The 16,111-nt window shown below is 49.1% G+C and carries 17 protein-coding genes; 6 read left to right on the top strand and 11 right to left on the bottom strand.

All coding sequences use genetic code 11. The annotated features are described in order from the left end of the window. The first annotated feature begins 153 nt into the window (after nt 1-153). From QRY16_RS12365 to QRY16_RS12355, 3 genes are all read left to right on the top strand, one after another. On the top strand, nt 154-1,689 hold the full coding sequence (locus QRY16_RS12365) for a glucan biosynthesis protein G (RefSeq protein WP_289776833.1): 1,536 nt from the start codon (nt 154-156) through the stop codon (nt 1,687-1,689). Continuing rightward, nucleotides 1,682-4,234, top strand: a complete 2,553-nt coding sequence (gene mdoH, locus QRY16_RS12360; protein ID WP_289776791.1) for a glucans biosynthesis glucosyltransferase MdoH — start codon at nt 1,682-1,684, stop codon at nt 4,232-4,234. Before QRY16_RS12365 ends, mdoH begins: the two co-directional genes overlap by 8 nt. A gap of 184 nt (nt 4,235-4,418) precedes the next feature. After that, entirely contained in the window at nt 4,419-4,625 is a 207-nt protein-coding gene (locus QRY16_RS12355; protein ID WP_419776130.1) for a YceK/YidQ family lipoprotein, read from the top strand. Here QRY16_RS12355 and QRY16_RS12350 read toward each other — a convergent pair. The 3 genes from QRY16_RS12350 to QRY16_RS12340 all read right to left on the bottom strand — a co-directional run bounded on the left by QRY16_RS12350 (nt 4,616) and on the right by QRY16_RS12340 (nt 7,525). Continuing rightward, nucleotides 4,616-5,017, bottom strand: coding sequence for a MysB family protein (locus QRY16_RS12350; RefSeq protein WP_289776789.1), 402 nt, complete (start codon nt 5,015-5,017; stop codon nt 4,616-4,618). The genes QRY16_RS12355 and QRY16_RS12350 overlap by 10 nt on opposite strands. Before the next feature lie 753 nt (nt 5,018-5,770). Further along, nucleotides 5,771-6,037, bottom strand: a complete 267-nt coding sequence (locus QRY16_RS12345; RefSeq protein WP_289776788.1) for a hypothetical protein — start codon at nt 6,035-6,037, stop codon at nt 5,771-5,773. Nucleotides 6,038-6,601: 564 nt separating this feature from the next. Continuing rightward, nucleotides 6,602-7,525: a Kdo(2)-lipid IV(A) acyltransferase gene (locus QRY16_RS12340; RefSeq protein WP_289776787.1), complete on the bottom strand. Its 924-nt coding sequence runs from the start codon at nt 7,523-7,525 to the stop codon at nt 6,602-6,604. A gap of 244 nt (nt 7,526-7,769) precedes the next feature. Here QRY16_RS12340 and trhO point away from each other — a divergent pair, with 244 nt between their 5' ends. Beyond that, nucleotides 7,770-8,819 carry an oxygen-dependent tRNA uridine(34) hydroxylase TrhO gene (trhO, locus tag QRY16_RS12335; protein ID WP_289776786.1) on the top strand — a complete coding sequence of 350 codons (1,050 nt, stop codon included), beginning with the start codon at nt 7,770-7,772 and terminating at the stop codon, nt 8,817-8,819. Nucleotides 8,820-8,837: 18 nt separating this feature from the next. Here the strand turns inward: trhO and QRY16_RS12330 are convergent, their stop codons facing one another. The 8 genes from QRY16_RS12330 to grxB all read right to left on the bottom strand — a co-directional run bounded on the left by QRY16_RS12330 (nt 8,838) and on the right by grxB (nt 14,202). Continuing rightward, nucleotides 8,838-8,984 (bottom strand): hypothetical protein, encoded by a 147-nt coding sequence (locus tag QRY16_RS12330; protein WP_289776785.1) that lies wholly within the window; start codon nt 8,982-8,984, stop codon nt 8,838-8,840. Nucleotides 8,985-9,240: 256 nt separating this feature from the next. Continuing rightward, on the bottom strand, nt 9,241-10,359 hold the full coding sequence (gene solA / locus QRY16_RS12325) for an N-methyl-L-tryptophan oxidase (protein ID WP_289776784.1): 1,119 nt from the start codon (nt 10,357-10,359) through the stop codon (nt 9,241-9,243). A gap of 96 nt (nt 10,360-10,455) precedes the next feature. Beyond that, on the bottom strand, nt 10,456-10,710 hold the full coding sequence (gene bssS / locus QRY16_RS12320) for a biofilm formation regulator BssS (RefSeq protein ID WP_193405483.1): 255 nt from the start codon (nt 10,708-10,710) through the stop codon (nt 10,456-10,458). Nucleotides 10,711-10,969: 259 nt separating this feature from the next. Then, on the bottom strand, nt 10,970-11,239 hold the full coding sequence (locus QRY16_RS12315; protein ID WP_289776783.1) for a hypothetical protein: 270 nt from the start codon (nt 11,237-11,239) through the stop codon (nt 10,970-10,972). 146 nt (nt 11,240-11,385) lie between these two features. Further along, complete coding sequence (gene dinI, locus QRY16_RS12310) at nt 11,386-11,631, bottom strand: DNA damage-inducible protein I (RefSeq protein ID WP_289776782.1); 246 nt, start codon at nt 11,629-11,631, stop codon at nt 11,386-11,388. A gap of 62 nt (nt 11,632-11,693) precedes the next feature. Further along, nucleotides 11,694-12,740, bottom strand: a complete 1,047-nt coding sequence (pyrC, locus tag QRY16_RS12305; RefSeq protein ID WP_289776781.1) for a dihydroorotase — start codon at nt 12,738-12,740, stop codon at nt 11,694-11,696. Between the two features lie 134 nt (nt 12,741-12,874). Next, on the bottom strand, nt 12,875-13,438 hold the full coding sequence (locus tag QRY16_RS12300; RefSeq protein WP_289776780.1) for a lipoprotein: 564 nt from the start codon (nt 13,436-13,438) through the stop codon (nt 12,875-12,877). 116 nt (nt 13,439-13,554) lie between these two features. Then, on the bottom strand, nt 13,555-14,202 hold the full coding sequence (gene grxB, locus QRY16_RS12295) for a glutaredoxin 2 (protein WP_289776779.1): 648 nt from the start codon (nt 14,200-14,202) through the stop codon (nt 13,555-13,557). Between the two features lie 276 nt (nt 14,203-14,478). Between grxB and rimJ the strand changes: the two genes are divergently transcribed. Together rimJ and QRY16_RS12285 are read left to right on the top strand one after the other, a co-directional pair. Further along, nucleotides 14,479-15,069, top strand: a complete 591-nt coding sequence (gene rimJ / locus QRY16_RS12290) for a ribosomal protein S5-alanine N-acetyltransferase (protein WP_289776778.1) — start codon at nt 14,479-14,481, stop codon at nt 15,067-15,069. 16 nt (nt 15,070-15,085) lie between these two features. Then, complete coding sequence (locus QRY16_RS12285; protein ID WP_289776777.1) at nt 15,086-15,718, top strand: YceH family protein; 633 nt, start codon at nt 15,086-15,088, stop codon at nt 15,716-15,718. The last annotated feature ends 393 nt before the right edge of the window (nt 15,719-16,111 follow it).

Below are 16,111 nucleotides of genomic sequence, written 5' to 3'. Positions count from 1 at the left end.
ATTGTCCTAAAAGCATCTGTCGGGCTGATGAACGCAGGGAACATTCTTTCGCATAAGCTGTCGGAAAACCGAATAATCCTTTAAGATAAACGGGTTTGATTTAAGCACACGAAAGGGGGAGATGTGCTGACTAAAGAGAAAAATAAAGCAGGACTGATGAAGGTACGCTGGATAGGTGCCGCAGTTCTGCTGGCGCTATACGCCAATAACAGCTGGGCGTTTAGCATCGATGATGTGGCCAAACAAGCCAAAGCGTTAGCAGGGAAAAGCTTCGAAGCGCCTAAAAGCAATTTACCCTCTCAATTTCGTGAAATGAAATTTGATGATTACCAGCAGATCCAGTTTAACCACGACAAAGCGTATTGGGGTAAATTGCGTACGCCGTTCAAGCTGGAATTTTATCACCAGGGTATGTATTTCGATACGCCGGTGCAAATTAATGAAGTCACCGCCAGCTCGGTGCGCGAAATCAAATACAGTCCCGATTATTTTAATTTCGGTAATGTGAAACATGATGCCGACTCGGTTAAAAACCTGGGTTTTGCCGGTTTTAAAGTTCTCTATCCTTTGAATACCCCAGGGAAAGATGACGAGATCAGCAGTTTTCTCGGCGCCAGCTATTTCCGCGTTATTGGTGCGGGTCAGGTTTATGGTTTGTCGGCGCGCGGTCTGGCGATCGATACCGCGCTGCCTTCCGGCGAAGAGTTTCCACGCTTTAAGTCGTTCTGGATTGAACGTCCAAAGCCGCAGGATAAGCAGTTAGTGATTTATGCCTTGCTGGATTCGCCTCGCGCAGCGGGTGCTTATCGCTTTGTGATCCATCCGGGCAAAGAGTCTACCGTTGACGTGCAGTCGAAGGTTTATCTGCGCGATAAAGTGGGCAAACTCGGCATCGCGCCGCTGACCAGTATGTTCCTGTTTGGGACGAATCAGCCCTCGCCCGTCAATAATTTCCGCCCTGCGCTGCACGACTCGGATGGCCTGTCCATCCATAACGGCAACGGCGAATGGATTTGGCGTCCGCTGAATAATCCGCGTCATCTGGCGGTGAGCACTTACACTATTGAAAGCCCGAAAGGTTTCGGTCTGCTGCAACGTAGCCGTGACTTCAGCGCTTATCAGGATCTCGACGATCGTTACGATCTGCGTCCAAGCGGCTGGGTTGAACCGTTAGGCGACTGGGGTAAAGGCCGGGTGGAACTGGTTGAAATCCCTACAGCGGATGAAACCAACGACAATATCGTAGCCTTCTGGACCCCAGAACATCTGCCTGATCCGGGCAAAGAGATGAACTTTAAATACCGGTTGCACTTCACGCGTGACGAAAGTCAGCTGCATTCCGACGACACGGCATGGGTAAAAGATACCCTGCGTTCAGCGGGCGATGTGAAGCAGTCTAACCTGGTGCGTCAACCGGATGGCAGTATCGCCTTTACAATCGATTTCGTGGGTAAAGCGATGAGTCAGATGCCGGAAAACAGCCAGGTTGCGCCGCAGGTCAGTGTGGGGAAAAACGCAGATGTCGTTGAACAGAGCGTGCGCTACAACCCGGTCACGAAAGGCTGGCGTCTGGTGTTGCGTCTGCGAGTGAAAGATAACAAGCAGCCAACCGAAATGCGTGCGGCGCTGGTTAGCGGCGACAAAACATTGACGGAAACCTGGAGCTATCAGCTACCTGCCAATGAATAAATTGACTTTTACACCTCAAAATTATGTGGAATCCCTGCCGCTGGATGCGGCAGGAAAAGCCCGTTTAAGCGCGTCGCTGCAAAATGCCGGCGCGTTTCACTTCATACACGAATCACTGGGCCAGGATGTGGCTGCCAGCGATCGTCCCGATGATGCGCCGCTGAAATCCGTTTCGTCGCGCGTGAAAATGGCCTGGCCAGAGTCACTCGCCGATGGTCAGCAGCTTGGCAAAGATTATCTCGATCGCACCACACTGAAGGCAATGCCGAAAGTAACGCGCTCGCTGATGTTTCCCGAAGCCTGGCGTACAAACCCGCTGGTTCGTGCCTGGTCTTCGCTGCGTGGACAAAAATCCGTGCCGCGCTATGCAAATGCCGATGAGCAACGCGCGGAAGAGAAGTGGCGTCATGTCGGTTCGATGCGTCGCTACACCTTGCTGATTCTGACTATCTTCCAGACTGTTGTCGCCACCTGGTACATGAAAACCATTCTGCCGTATCAGGGCTGGACGCTGCTTGATCCGATGGAAATGATCAACCAGAACTGGCAGCAATCGGTAATGCAGATTCTGCCTTACGTGCTGCAAACGGGCATTCTCTTCCTGTTCGCCATCTTGTTCTGTTGGGTTTCTGCCGGTTTCTGGACTGCCTTAATGGGCTTCTTGCAGCTGCTGATTGGGCGCGACAAATACAGTATTTCCTACTCAACGGTAGGCGATGAGCCGCTCAACCCCGAACATCGTACTGCGCTGATCATGCCTATCTGTAATGAGGATGTTGAGCGCGTATTCGCCGGTTTGCGGGCGACCTGGGAATCGGTCGTTCGCACCGGCAACGCCGAGCACTTTGATGTTTACATTCTGAGTGACAGCTACGATGCCGATATTGCCATTGCTGAGCAGAAAGCCTGGATGGAGCTGGTACGTGACGTTGGAGGCGCCGGAAAAATTTTCTATCGCCGCCGTCGCCGTCGCGTGAAACGTAAAAGCGGTAATATTGACGACTTTTGTCGCCGCTGGGGCAGCAACTACAGCTATATGGTGGTGCTGGACGCCGACAGCGTTATGAGCGGCGAATGTCTTACCGGTCTGGTACGTATGATGGATGCGAACCCTAACGCCGGTATTATCCAGTCGTCGCCAAAAGCATCGGGTATGGACACGCTCTATGCGCGCTGCCAACAGTTTGCTACCCGGGTCTACGGTCCGCTGTTTACCGCCGGTTTGCACTTCTGGCAGTTGGGTGAATCGCATTACTGGGGCCACAACGCCATCATTCGCGTGAAGCCATTTATCGAACATTGCGCGTTAGCCCCGTTACCGGGAGAAGGTTCGTTTGCCGGGTCGATTTTGTCGCATGACTTCGTTGAAGCAGCGCTGATGCGCCGTGCCGGATGGGGGGTGTGGATTGCTTACGACCTGCCGGGTTCCTATGAAGAATTGCCGCCAAACCTGTTAGATGAACTGAAGCGTGACCGCCGTTGGTGCCACGGAAACCTGATGAATTTCCGTCTGTTCCTGGTGAAAGGGATGCATCCGGTTCACCGCGCGGTCTTCCTGACCGGGGTGATGTCTTACCTGTCTGCACCGCTGTGGTTCTTGTTCCTGGCGCTGTCTACCGCCTTGCAGGTGGTGCATACGCTGATGGAGCCAACCTACTTCCTGCAACCACGGCAACTCTTCCCGGTGTGGCCGCAATGGCGTCCTGAACTGGCGATTGCGCTGTTCTCGACCACGCTGGTGCTGTTATTCCTGCCGAAGTTACTGAGCGTGGTATTGATTTGGTGCAAAGGCGCAAAACCTTACGGTGGCGCATTCCGCCTGTTCCTGTCACTGTTGCTGGAAATGCTGTTCTCGGTACTGCTGGCCCCCGTCCGTATGCTGTTCCACACCGTGTTTGTGGTCAGCGCTTTTCTCGGCTGGGAGGTAGTATGGAATTCACCGCAGCGTGATGACGATGCTACGCCGTGGAGCGAAGCCTTCAAACGTCACGGTTCACAGATGGCGTTGGGGATTGTCTGGGCAGCAGGCATGGGTTGGCTGGATCTCAACTTCCTGTGGTGGTTGTCACCGATCGTGTTCTCACTGATTCTGTCGCCGTTTGTCTCGGTGATGTCGAGTCGTACAACGCTGGGTATTAAGAGTAAAAATGCCAAATTATTCCTGATTCCAGAAGAATACGAACCGCCGAAAGAGCTGCTGGATACTGATTTGTATCTGAAACTCAACCGTGAACGCGTGCTGGAAAATGGCTTTATGCATGCGCTATTCCATCCGGCATTTAACGCGCTGGCAACAGCGCTGGCAACGTCCCGTCATAAGCAAAGCCAGCTGCTGGAACATGCCCGCGATCGCCGCGTTGAGCATGCGTTAAGCGATGCGCCAGAAAAACTGAATCGTGAGCAGCGCTTGCAGCTGATTAGCGATCCCGTTGTGCTGGCACGCGTCCATACGCGTTTATGGGAAAACGGTGAGAAGTATCATCAGTGGGTTGAAAGCTATCAAAAGCTGAAACTGAATCCGCAGGCGTTGCTACAAAACGGCTAAATCAAACAAGCGGCAGAGATGCCGCTTTTTTTTGTCTGAAATTTGAAAAGACGGCAACTTAACGTGAACTTTACATTATACCGTGAAAAACCGGGTGTAACTTCTGTTCGCGGCTGGCTAAAATAACGTCAGTCCATTGTGAGTAAAAGTTGTGAATCGTTTCTTAAAATTAAGTGCGTTAACCGTGTCGATCGTATTTCTAAGCGGTTGCGGCAGCATTATTAGTCGTACCGTGCCCGGTCAGGGACACGGTAATCAATATTATCCCGGCGTACAGTGGGATATGCGCGACAGCGCCTGGCGTGTATTGACCATTATCGACCTGCCGCTGTCGCTGGTACTGGATACATTATTGTTGCCTGTCGATGCCAGCCACGGGCCTTACGAGTAGCTGCGATCCGAATCGCTATTATCGTCTTCCCATTCTTCTGCCGCTGCTTCGCCTTCTTCCGAGTCCAGCGGCGGTTCCAGTTGAAATTCCCCTTCGTCCCACTCATGTAGCGTATTTTCTGCCAGCCATTCCTGACGTAATTCGATTTCGTCGAAGTCACTCTCAAAGATGGCTTGCGCCGCTTCACCGCTGCGAAATGGCAGGCACTCGCCAGCTTCACCTTCTTCTTCAAAGAATTCAGCCTGCCACATAATATCGCCGTCCTGCATGACGTATTTCTGCAGGCCAAACTGGCTTACCGAGGCATCCGCTTCGTCAACTTCAGGGTGACTGGCGAGATATTCTTCACGTGCTGCCTCAATGGCTTCTTCCAGCGTTGAATATAATGACATACCTTTTCTCCTTGCTTAGTCATGTTTAATTAGCAAGGATAGTCGAATAATAAGAGCGGTAAACCGAAGGCAATGAAAAAAATTAATTCATTTTTGTAAACATGAATCAGCAGTTTACGGTATCGCTAAAGATCTGGATGCTATCAAAGAGACCGTTAAAGCGGCTGTGAAAGCAATGTCTGTGAATATTGCACGCTATCCCAGGGTGTTACAGGGTCTGCTCTGTGCCTGGCGGACGGATGTCTGGTGAGAATAAGAGCCAGAAACCACCAAAGAAAATAAGGAATATCTTAACCCACTTTAAATAAATGAAGAGAATCCCTGATGAAGGCATGATTTATTGTTTTTTAGATGATTTAAATATCAAAAAATTATTCAGGTGGCGGTTAGCATTTTGCTTTTCAGACCTGACGATTACCAATGTTGCATGTTTCCTGAAAGCAGGATTGAGTCGATTTATAAAAACAGCACAGGGAAGATAATTTTAACTCTCTGACATCACGGCATCCGGTCTGTTATGGCTTTAATGACACGCAGCTAAAGTAATCCTCTTTTTAACCCTTCATCTTTATCGGGATTTTTAGAGAATATCACCTGATAACTTATGCAGGTATATTCCCGGTAGAGTCGGGTGGAAATGCGTTCATTCCTTTAGCGGGTGGACTGTTCCATAACATCAGAAAAGGCAGAGTGGTGTCGGGAAGCGAATAAGCTAAGCGGCGAGAAAACCAGTCATTCCCGCCGAATGTAGCTTCACTGCATTTTTTGTGGAAAATGTAATACCGGGCGCACGGATTCGTGAATTACTGGCGCTGAATAGCGAATGCAGCATTTTATACAAGGTTTAACCTTTTTGAAGTTTATTCTGGCGATCGATAACGCCTGATTCAAATTATACAGAGTGCCAATGAAAACTACCTCTTCCTTGTCTGGCATGCGCTCGCACTCTTTCCGATGTAAATAGTGATAACCTTCCTGAACCGGGCTGATTGTCACGTAATAGTAGATACCTTTATTCATATTATATTCCTGCAGGATATTTGCTGTGGGTAACCTTTTTAATTTTTTAGACACGCAGTTAATTAGCTAACTGTCACGGTTGAAACTACCGGTAAAGAATGGGTTATTCAAATTCCATAAGAATATATAAAATCCATAAAATAAATGAAAAAGTAATATGTGGTCTTCTGTTTAAGACAATGCCTTGTAAAATAAGTTAATTTTTTTACACTGATAAGCGCTAGCAAAGAATTAAACATCATTAAATAGGAATATGCCTGGAAAAGAAGAAAATCAGATCCATTTAAAGAAAATGCGATACATTAATTTCTAATGCGTAAGAAGCGTATAAACGGGGCGATGGCGGTTTCTGGTTAAAAATAGTTAAGAGATCATTAACCGGGTTTGAAAATGCCTGCATTATAGATGAGTAAATATAAACTATTTTCCCTTGTTCTCTGAGTCAGACTCCAGTTAATACTGGCCTGTATAAAGCAACAATAGAAAAGAAGAAACCAGGGAAAATAGTGGACCGGTTTTATGAGACGGAAGGGGTGTCATTTCCCCTTCCTTATCTGTTAGCCATTAATAACGCGGCGGTTCGTTTTCCGGTCTGGTTTTGAAACGACGATGCAGCCACATATATTGCTCTGGCGCTAATAAAACGCCTTCTTCTACCACTTTATTCATATGCATTGCGGTATCAGCATCACTTTCAAGGGAAAATTGTTCGCTGACATCCGGCAGAATCATTAATTCATAACCTCGTCCTTCGGGCAAACGGCGCGGAACAAAAGGGATCACCGCAGGTTTACTGGTACGTATCAACATATGTGTACCCACCGTAGTCGCGGCATTCTCAACAGCAAAAAAAGGTACGAACACGCTGCTACGTGGACCATAGTCATGGTCTGGTGCGTACCAGATAATATCACCGCCTTTCAGGGCCCGAATCATGCCCTTGAGATCTTTTCGATCCAGCATACTTTTATTTGAACGCATGCGGCCATGTACCTGTAACCAGTCAATAAGCTTATTGTCATTTGGACGATAAACCCCAATGCCGGGATTATGAATGCCAAACATACGGGCACCAATTTCTAATGTCAGAAAATGCATACCAATTAATAGCACGCCACGATGCGTGTCGCGTGCCTGCTGGATGTGCTCAAGCCCAGACGGCTTATGCCATTTGTTGATACGCCAGTCTGGCCAAAACCACGCCATCCCGGTTTCGATTAATCCCATTCCAACCGATTCAAAATTATGCTTTACCATCGCTTCACGATCGTTTACGGGCATCTGCGGGAAGCAGAGTTCCAGATTTCGCCGTGCAATATTGACGCGACGCTTCATAAATCGCATGCCAATACGACCCATTCCACAACCTAAAACATAGAGAAGCGGATAAGGAAGTAGCACTAAAATGTAAAGAAAAATAACCCCCAGCCAGGTTAACCAGTAGCGGGGATGAAGAAGTTCACGCGAAAATTGAGGCAATTGGGTCATGTGGATGTCATTATCCTGCGTCACGCACCTTATGGTGCCGTTATCTCGTTGATTTTTCCTATTGTGCCAGTTTTTGCGTTGGGCTGAAATATTACGAGCAGTTGTAGCACGCTGCTAAGCATTGCAGACGAAACACACATTTGTCATGAATTGAGATCAATTTTCCGTATGCTCTTTGCATCCTGAGGATTTCAGGTATCATGTGCGCGCTAAATTTCTTCTATTGATGACAGGAACGAACACCATGCCAGTGTTACACAACCTTGTTTCCAATAAAGAGCTGAAGGCGCGTATGTTGGCTGAAACCGAACCGCGCACCACTGTCTCTTTCTATAAGTACTTCCATATTGCCGATCCAAAAGCCTTTCGTGATGCGCTTTATCAGGGGTTAACCGGACTTAACGTTTTTGGTCGCGTTTATGTTGCCCATGAAGGGATTAATGCACAGATCAGCGTGCCTGCCAGCCTGTATGAAAAGATGAAGTCATTCCTTTACGGTTTTGACGCTGCCTTGAATAACCTGCGTATGAACGTGGCGCTGGACGACGATGGCAAATCTTTTTGGGTGCTGCGACTGAAAGTACGTGACCGTATTGTAGCGGATGGTATTGAAGATCCTACTTTCGATGCCAGCAACGTCGGCAGCTACTTAAAAGCGGCTGATGTGAACGCCATGCTGGACGATCCTGACGCCGTATTTGTCGATATGCGTAACCACTACGAATATGAAGTCGGACATTTTGACAACGCGATGGAAGTGCCTGCTGACACCTTCCGCGATCAGTTGCCGATGGCTATTGATATGTTGCAGGATCAAAAAGATAAGAAAATTGTCATGTACTGCACCGGCGGTATTCGCTGTGAAAAGGCCAGTGCGTGGATGCGTCATAACGGCTTCGAAGATGTTTATCATATCGAAGGCGGTATCATCGAATATGCCCGCCGTGCACGTGAGCAAGGCTTACCGGTACGTTTCAAAGGTAAGAACTTTGTTTTTGACGAACGTATGGGAGAGCGCATTTCAGATGATGTGCTGTCACATTGTCATCAATGTGGAGCATCCTGTGATACGCATGTGAATTGCGTAAACGACGGCTGCCATTTGCTGTTTATTCAGTGTCCGGGCTGTGCAGTAAAGTATGAAAACTGCTGTAGCCCGCTATGTCAGGAAGAAGCAAAACTCTCGCCTGAAGAGCAGCGCGCACGTCGTGCCGGTCGTGAAAATGGCAATAAAGTGTTCAATAAGTCGCGTGGACTGCTGAACATGACCATTCCAGCGCCGTTTAAGGAATAATCCAGACCGCCTGGAGGCTCACTTCAGGCGGTCATATTTTTCCCGATGAGCGTCTTCAACCCCGGTCAATAGCTGAAATTTTTGTGAGGCTGGGTCCAGATTGTGGCTAATATTGAAAACTCTCCACGCCATTTTGCCTTTCGCTTCACGCTCTAGCCGCTCCATAGATCTTTGCCTTTACCCAACAGATACACTTCCAGCGTTAGCCGCCTGCAGTCACCATTTAAGGTAAAATTTATAAATTATTAAGCCTATTTTGCGGCATTTTATTGAGCAACGCTGGCGTAATTAACTGAGCGGTAAATAAACCAGGATAAAAATTAACGTTACGGACGAAAGCAGCCCGAAAAAAGCAAAGCGGGGTTTTTAAATACGTCAGTTAATGTTAAACGGCGACCGTAATTTTAAGGTCGCCTGCGGGTTACGAAGAAAAACGCGACAGTGAAAAGGGCGTGAGATCAAATGAGAAGGGCTTATTCTGGGCAAATTCAGCGGCTAATTCACCTAAAACGCTGGCAAATTTAAAACCGTGCCCGCTTAAGCCGGTCATCACTAAGCGATTCTGATCGCCAGGTAAGGTATCAATAATAAAATCTTCATCGGGACTGAAATCATAACTACAGGCTTCACCGTGCAGGCAAACGCCAACGCCCGGCAAAAACTGACGTAAGAATCCAAATGCTTCGCTGCCATCCGCCGCTACGCTGCCGAAAGGTTTGCGATCGCCCGGTTGTTGCATTGGCTGCCCGCCATCGTGGCGCCCGACTTTTAATGCATTATTATCGGCAGGAAAACCGTAGAACTGACTACCGTTTTCCATCTCAACGGTAAAGCCGGGAAACTGATTGTTTTCACTGTAACGCCCATCAGCCTGATACCAGGCGAAAACTTTACGTGTTGGCGTCACCGGTAAACCTGGGATCAGTGTGCTTACCCATGTCCCTGCGCTGATTAATATTTTGCGTGAACGGAACGTGCCGTCCAGCGTCGTGACCTGCTGTAAATCACCGTCATAACCTATCTCGCTGACTGGACAATTAAATAATTGCGCGCAGCCCGCTTGTTCAGCCAGATGAATATAGCTACGCACCGCTTGCTCGCATTTTAAATAACCCGATTGAGGTTCAAACACGCCGAGATACCCATCGGGTACGTTTAACTGCGGCCAGCGCTTACGCACTTCATCAGCCTGCATCACCTGAACATTCAGTTGCCAGGTTTTGGCACTCTCGATCACGTTATTAATAAAATCCGATTGCAGAGGGGCCAGGTTAAGTACACCGCTCCGGTGCATAATGCGTTCACCTGCCTGCTGTTCCAGCTCGTCCCAAAGCGTTTGCGCCCTCAGCACCAGCGGCACATAGCGCTCGCCTTCACCATACGCGTGGCGAATCAGGCGACTATCGCCGTGATGCGTGCCCTGGTTGTGCGGTGGATGGCTGCTGTCGATCATCAATACCGACAAGCCGGCTTGCGTTGCGTAAAACCCTGCCGCTGCGCCAATAGAGCCGCTACCCACCACAATAAGATCATAAATCATTGAGACGAAACTCCTGAAAAGGTCACACGATCAAAAGCATACCAGAAACAGAAACGAAAAAGGCACCCCGTGGGGCGCCTCTTGATGTGGCAGGAATTAATGTTTCTTAAGGAGTCGTTCTACCTGCTCGGCAGATTCTATCTTGGCGATGCCCGCTTCAAGGATAGAAATGAACTGCCTTGCCACATCCGTTGTCAGCCAGTAAGTAGGGCCAACGTCTGCTTCTTCTTCTTTTTGCTCTTGCGATGAGAGCGAGTGCAGGCGGATCATCATGGCATCGTAGCTGTCAACGGTACTGATGTCCCAACCCACCAGTGAATGGGTCTGAATCACATCTTTATTTCTGTCCATTATAACCTCCTTATTACTCGTTAAACGAAGTGCTTGATGAGGTTCAATGCGGCTTTTTTATTCCAGTAGCGGAACAATTATAACAGTAAAATAGCCTTTTACTGACTAAAAATTGCGTGAAGCGCCGGTGACTCGGACAATTACTTTAAAAAAGCATGAAAGAGAAAAATAAAATGCCTGATGAAACAGGCATTTTAAAGCATAAATTAAAATGTCAAAGCGGCTGTTTTATAAATTGCAAAATGACATAAGGCTGTCATTAAGCCAGCGTTTCAGGTGTTGGCCCACCGTTGCGTTTTTGTAACGTCTCCACCAGTCGGGCAAAGTGCTGCTGCAGTTGTTCATCATGATTTTGATTTTGCGCTTCCAGTGACAGATTATGCACCAGTAGCTGACTGGCGCGATCGTCCAGGCAGAAAATCAGGCTGGAGAAAGCATTTTCCAGCACGGTCAGGCGACGTTGCTGCTCGCCAATGAGCGTCAACAGCTCACCAAACGTCATCGCCTCTTCCGGTTTTTCAGTATTCATGTTGTCGCACCTCCTGTTAAGCATGACGAGCGCAAGGATAGGGGATTGATCAATCAGAGTCTAGTTGCAGGAAGGGGTTATGGCGAGAGCGGAAAAACAGAAAAAAACCGGGCGGCGAAGCCCGGCGAAAAACAGCACAGTGGCGGTTAATCGGTCATAAACCAGTCATCAGCGCTTTCCCAGGTTTGCTGCAAAATATCGCTGATTTGGTCACGTGTCTCTTTGCCGCCACCTAATACGCTAAGTTGACCGGTAGAGGCATAACGCACCTTGATGTGATGAACAGCATCAGGGAATTGCTCATCAATGCGGCGTGCAAGCTCCTGGCTTAGGGCATCCAGTGCGCCAGGAGGAAGAGGTTGGGTTCTGGCAACGGTAATGTCGATACGCATAAAGGCCTCCAGAAAATATACTGTATATATTTGCAGTAACAACCCTCTGGAGGCAAGCGATATTACACTTTAACGCGCCAGTTTAACGTTTCACCGGCCAGGAAAGGAATCAGGGTATGTGCGCCCATTTCGATTTTAGTTTCTACTGTCCACGGCTCACGTACCAGTGTAAGGGTGCCTTCATTAAGCGGCAGGCCATAAAAGCGTGGTCCATTCTCAGAACAAAAAGCTTCAAAATGCTGCAAGGCATCCAGTTCTTCAAAAACGGTGGCGTAAGCAGACAGCGATGTCGGAGCATTAAATACACCGGCACAACCGCAGCTGGCTTCTTTTAAATGCTGTAAATGTGGCGCGGTGTCAGTACCAAGGAAAAAGCGTGGATGACCGCTGGCAACGACTTTACGCAGAGCATCCTGATGCACGTTGCGCTTTAAAATCGGCAGGCAATAAAGATGTGGACGAATACCGCCTACCAGCATGTGATTGCGGTTGAACATCAAATGCTGAGGTGTAAGGGTTGCGCCAAGCTTTTCATCAGCCGCTTCGACATATTCCGCCGCCTCTTTAGTGGTGATGTGTTCCATTACCACTTTTAATTCAGGGAACTGCTTACGCAGCGGCTCCATTACCGTTTCGATAAAGCGCGCTTCGCGATCAAAAATATCAATATGCGCATCGGTTACTTCGCCATGAACCAGCAGCGGCATAGCCAGTTTCTGCATACGCTCCAGCACGCTGGCGATTGAGGCGATATTCGTCACGCCGTGACTGGAGTTGGTGGTGGCATGCGCTGGATACAGTTTGGCAGCGGTGAATAAACCTGCTGTAAAACCGCGCTCGATCTCATCCGGGTCCAGCGAATCGGTTAAATAGCAGGTCATTAAAGGGGTAAAAACATGATCGGCGGGTAATGCCGCCAGAATGCGGTCGCGATAAGCTTCCGCTGCCGCCACGCTGGTGACTGGCGGCACCAGATTTGGCATCACGATGGCACGAGCATTTACCGCGCTGGTATAAGGCAAGACGGTGTTGAGCATCTCGTCATCACGCAGATGGATATGCCAGTCGTCTGGGCGGCGGATGGTAAGTTGCTGAGGTTGTGCAGTCATCAATGAGGCTCCGGCAGTAAGGAAACGAAAGGCACGTTTAGGCCGGGGTCTAAGCATAAGGTTTCAGGCAACCGTTTGCACCTGGTTTTTGCGCAGAAGAAAAGAAAACCGCGCCAGGCGGCGCGGTGTAGTGATTAATGGGTGAAGGGAATAATGAGCTGGCCAGGTTTCACTTCAAGTCCTTTGGCAAACTTTTTCGCCAGCGACTCAGCTTTGCTACGGTCTTCACTCAGTATATAAGCGGGTTTCTGATCGAAATAGCTTTTCAGCGACTGGTTCAGATACGGTGTCAGGGTTTTCATGACGGATGCCATTTTTTCCGGTTGCACCTGCGCGTCCACAATTTCAAGATCGCGCAGGTAGATTGCGCCTTGGTGTTGATCGAAATACGGTTGCGCTTTCATTTTCAGCTGCATATCGGCCTGCTGCGGTCCAAAAAGCGAACTCACATTAATTTTTGCCTCACCCGATAGCGTGATTTTCCCCGGTTCTTCACGGCCGATTTGGCTGCTGAGGTTGTTCAGAACAATATGCGCATTAATCAGGCCGGCAACGCCGACATCTTTTGCGTAGTTATTGTGTTTTTGTAGCGCCTGGTTAATTTCCTGCTCGCTAATAGTGTACTGCGTAAGTTGATTACAGCCGCTCAACATTACGGCTAAAAACAGAGCGATAAGCCCCGAAACGACCTTCTTCATGCCATCCTCATCCAGATTATCAGTGCGCGAAAGCAACGCATAGCGTGCCTGAATGCAGAGCGAGTGTCACCAGGGAAGGGATGAGAAACGCTGTCACGCTTCTCATCAGGTCAGATTTAGCGGGCAATAGAAGAGAGCAAATTAACCTGGGTTTGTTTAGCCATATTATCGCGGTAATCGGCGACACGGCTGGGCCATTCAATACCGCTGACCAGCGTCAGGGAGCGCAACAGCGGGAACAGATTAATATCATCGTCCGATAATTCACCATTAACCGCATTGGGTTTAACAATCAGCTTGTCCAGCTGGCGTAAATCATCACTGACATTTTTGATAAAGCCTGGGGCATGGCGCTTAAGCTCTTCAAAGTCGCCTGTACTGGCCTGCTTTTTAGCGCGGAAATATTCACGCGCTTCCGGCGTTGCGAACTCAGCAAAAGGCGCTTCAGCAATGCGTGGTAACAGCAGTTTATTCACATAGCCATTAATATGACGAAGCCAGTCACTAATTGCTGGGTTTGTTTTGCCAGTAATCAGCGGTTCGCCATCCTGCTTATCAATAAAGCGCACAATATCCATACTCTCCGGCATCGCGCTTCCATCTTGTTTTTGCAGGATCGGCGCCATTTTCTGGCCAACCAGTTTATCCGGCGTCGTTTCGTCATCGTTAAGCATCACAATGAGTTCAACGGGGATATTTTTCAGGCCGAAAATCATGCGTGCTTTGACGCAGAAAGGGCAATGGTCATAGATATATAGCTTCATCCCGATCTCCTTTGTTTAACAGAGCGAAAATGATTCGCTCTGTTTTCGGACTTGCGGGAAGTATGGAAGAGATTAGCGTAGGGGGCAAACCCGGCTGCCTGCGATGGGGGATTGCTACCCCAACACGAACAGCAGCTCCAGGCCGCGTTTACGGTGTTAAATCAAGGTGTTTGCGGCTGGATCAGTCGTAACGTTTTACCGCAGCCCAGGCGGCGGTTATAGTGAAGTGAAACGTTAAATGCTTATCCTTTTCAGCCACGTCTTTCAGGAGTCCAGATGTTTAGCTATCGTTCTGCCGCGCCAAAGGTGCGATTGGCCACCGATCGGTTGGTGGTACGTCTGATACACGAACGCGACGCGTGGCGATTAGCGGATTATTACGCGGAAAACCGCACCTTTCTCAAGCCGTGGGAACCAGTACGTGATGAAAGTCATTGCTACCCTTCGGGCTGGCAAGCCCGTCTCGGGCTTATTACCGATATGCACAAACAAGGGTCGGCCTTCTATTTTATTTTGATGGATGTTGATGAAACGGAAGTCCGTGGCGTGGCGAATTTCAGCAACGTGCTGCGCGGTTCATTTCATGCCTGCTATCTTGGCTATTCGCTTGGCGAGAAATGGCAAGGGCAGGGTTTCATGTTTGAAGCATTGCAGGCCGCCATTCGCTATATGCAGCGTCAACAACATATTCATCGCATCATGGCCAATTACATGCCGCACAATCAGCGTAGCGGCAATTTACTGGCTCGGCTGGGCTTTGAAAAAGAGGGGTATGCCAAAGACTATTTATTGATTGACGGGCGTTGGCAAGACCATGTGCTGACGGCGCTAACCAGCAAGGAATGGACGCCAGATCGGCGTGGATAATAATGAGGAATTATATATGAAGATGGCTTTATCCGCGCCAGCGCTGCGCGTGTTGGGTTGCCTGATGGAGAAACAGGTAACGACGCCAGAACAGTATCCTCTTTCTCTGAATGGTGTCGTCACCGCCTGTAATCAAAAGTCTAACCGCGAGCCGGTGATGAATCTCTCCGAGGGCGAGGTGCAGGAACAGCTCGATCAACTGGTAAAAAAACATCTGGTCACCTCGAATAACGGCTTTGGTCAGCGCGTTGCGAAATATGAGCAGCGCTTCTGTAATTCAGCCTTTGGTCAGCTGCAATTAAACAGCGCTGAAGTCGCGATTTTGACCTTACTGTTTCTGCGTGGTGCGCAAACGCCTGGGGAATTGCGTACCCGTAGTGGTCGCCTGCACGAGTTTGCTGATGTTTCCGAGGTAGAACACACGCTGGAACGGTTAACTGAGCGCGAAGAGGGCGCGATGGTGCTGCGTTTGTCACGCGAGCCCGGCAAGCGCGAAAATCGTTTTATGCATCTGTTTGGTGGTGAAATGACAGAAGCTCAGCCTGACACAGAAACCGATAATGATTTAGCCGCGCGCGTCGCCACGCTGGAGCGACGCGTCAATGACTTGCAGGCGCAGTTAGCGCAATTGCTGCAACAGGAACAGTAAGAAGAGGTTGGGCACTGGCGAAGAGCCATTAAGCGGGGATTGGGTAAATCCGTCTGCCGGGGCGAGCACAGACGGGGCTGGACGCGGATCGGGCTTCTCTCCCATCAGACGAAAGGCTGAATGATTTGCGGCCGCCTGTCTGGCAATGTCTTTTAGCGCCGCATGATTTTAGCGGGGCGGCACCGTGCTTTATTAGCGGGGGATAAAATCAGACGATGCCTGAAGCGAGTGGGGAACACGCCCTGCTGGCGCAGCCCGTGATGATAAAGTGTACTAGCTCAGACCTGATCTGACAGTTACCGGTTATTTATACAGGTGTCTGTCAGATTAAATCTGGTTCAGATTCTTTTCTGCCCAGACCCGTTTTCCATCAAGTAACGTGGCCATTGGCGT

It is taken from the genome of Mixta mediterraneensis, assembly GCF_030283135.1.
In the GTDB taxonomy this organism is placed as follows: Bacteria; Pseudomonadota; Gammaproteobacteria; order Enterobacterales; family Enterobacteriaceae; genus Pantoea; species Pantoea mediterraneensis.
Note: the sequence above shows the minus strand (reverse complement) of the source record. Positions and strands in the feature narration are given on the sequence as shown.

Coding starts and splice junctions, on each gene's coding strand:
- QRY16_RS12350 (WP_289776789.1), bottom strand. CDS start 5,017: ATGTCATTATATTCAACGCTGGAAGAAGCCATTGAGGCAGCACGTGAA.
- trhO (WP_289776786.1), top strand. CDS start 7,770: ATGCCAGTGTTACACAACCTTGTTTCCAATAAAGAGCTGAAGGCGCGT.
- QRY16_RS12345 (WP_289776788.1), bottom strand. CDS start 6,037: ATGAATAAAGGTATCTACTATTACGTGACAATCAGCCCGGTTCAGGAA.
- grxB (WP_289776779.1), bottom strand. CDS start 14,202: ATGAAGCTATATATCTATGACCATTGCCCTTTCTGCGTCAAAGCACGC.
- bssS (WP_193405483.1), bottom strand. CDS start 10,710: ATGGACAGAAATAAAGATGTGATTCAGACCCATTCACTGGTGGGTTGG.
- solA (WP_289776784.1), bottom strand. CDS start 10,359: ATGATTTATGATCTTATTGTGGTGGGTAGCGGCTCTATTGGCGCAGCG.
- dinI (WP_289776782.1), bottom strand. CDS start 11,631: ATGCGTATCGACATTACCGTTGCCAGAACCCAACCTCTTCCTCCTGGC.
- rimJ (WP_289776778.1), top strand. CDS start 14,479: ATGTTTAGCTATCGTTCTGCCGCGCCAAAGGTGCGATTGGCCACCGAT.
- QRY16_RS12340 (WP_289776787.1), bottom strand. CDS start 7,525: ATGACCCAATTGCCTCAATTTTCGCGTGAACTTCTTCATCCCCGCTAC.
- pyrC (WP_289776781.1), bottom strand. CDS start 12,740: ATGACTGCACAACCTCAGCAACTTACCATCCGCCGCCCAGACGACTGG.
- QRY16_RS12300 (WP_289776780.1), bottom strand. CDS start 13,438: ATGAAGAAGGTCGTTTCGGGGCTTATCGCTCTGTTTTTAGCCGTAATG.
- QRY16_RS12285 (WP_289776777.1), top strand. CDS start 15,086: ATGAAGATGGCTTTATCCGCGCCAGCGCTGCGCGTGTTGGGTTGCCTG.
- QRY16_RS12315 (WP_289776783.1), bottom strand. CDS start 11,239: ATGAATACTGAAAAACCGGAAGAGGCGATGACGTTTGGTGAGCTGTTG.
- mdoH (WP_289776791.1), top strand. CDS start 1,682: ATGAATAAATTGACTTTTACACCTCAAAATTATGTGGAATCCCTGCCG.
- QRY16_RS12330 (WP_289776785.1), bottom strand. CDS start 8,984: ATGGAGCGGCTAGAGCGTGAAGCGAAAGGCAAAATGGCGTGGAGAGTT.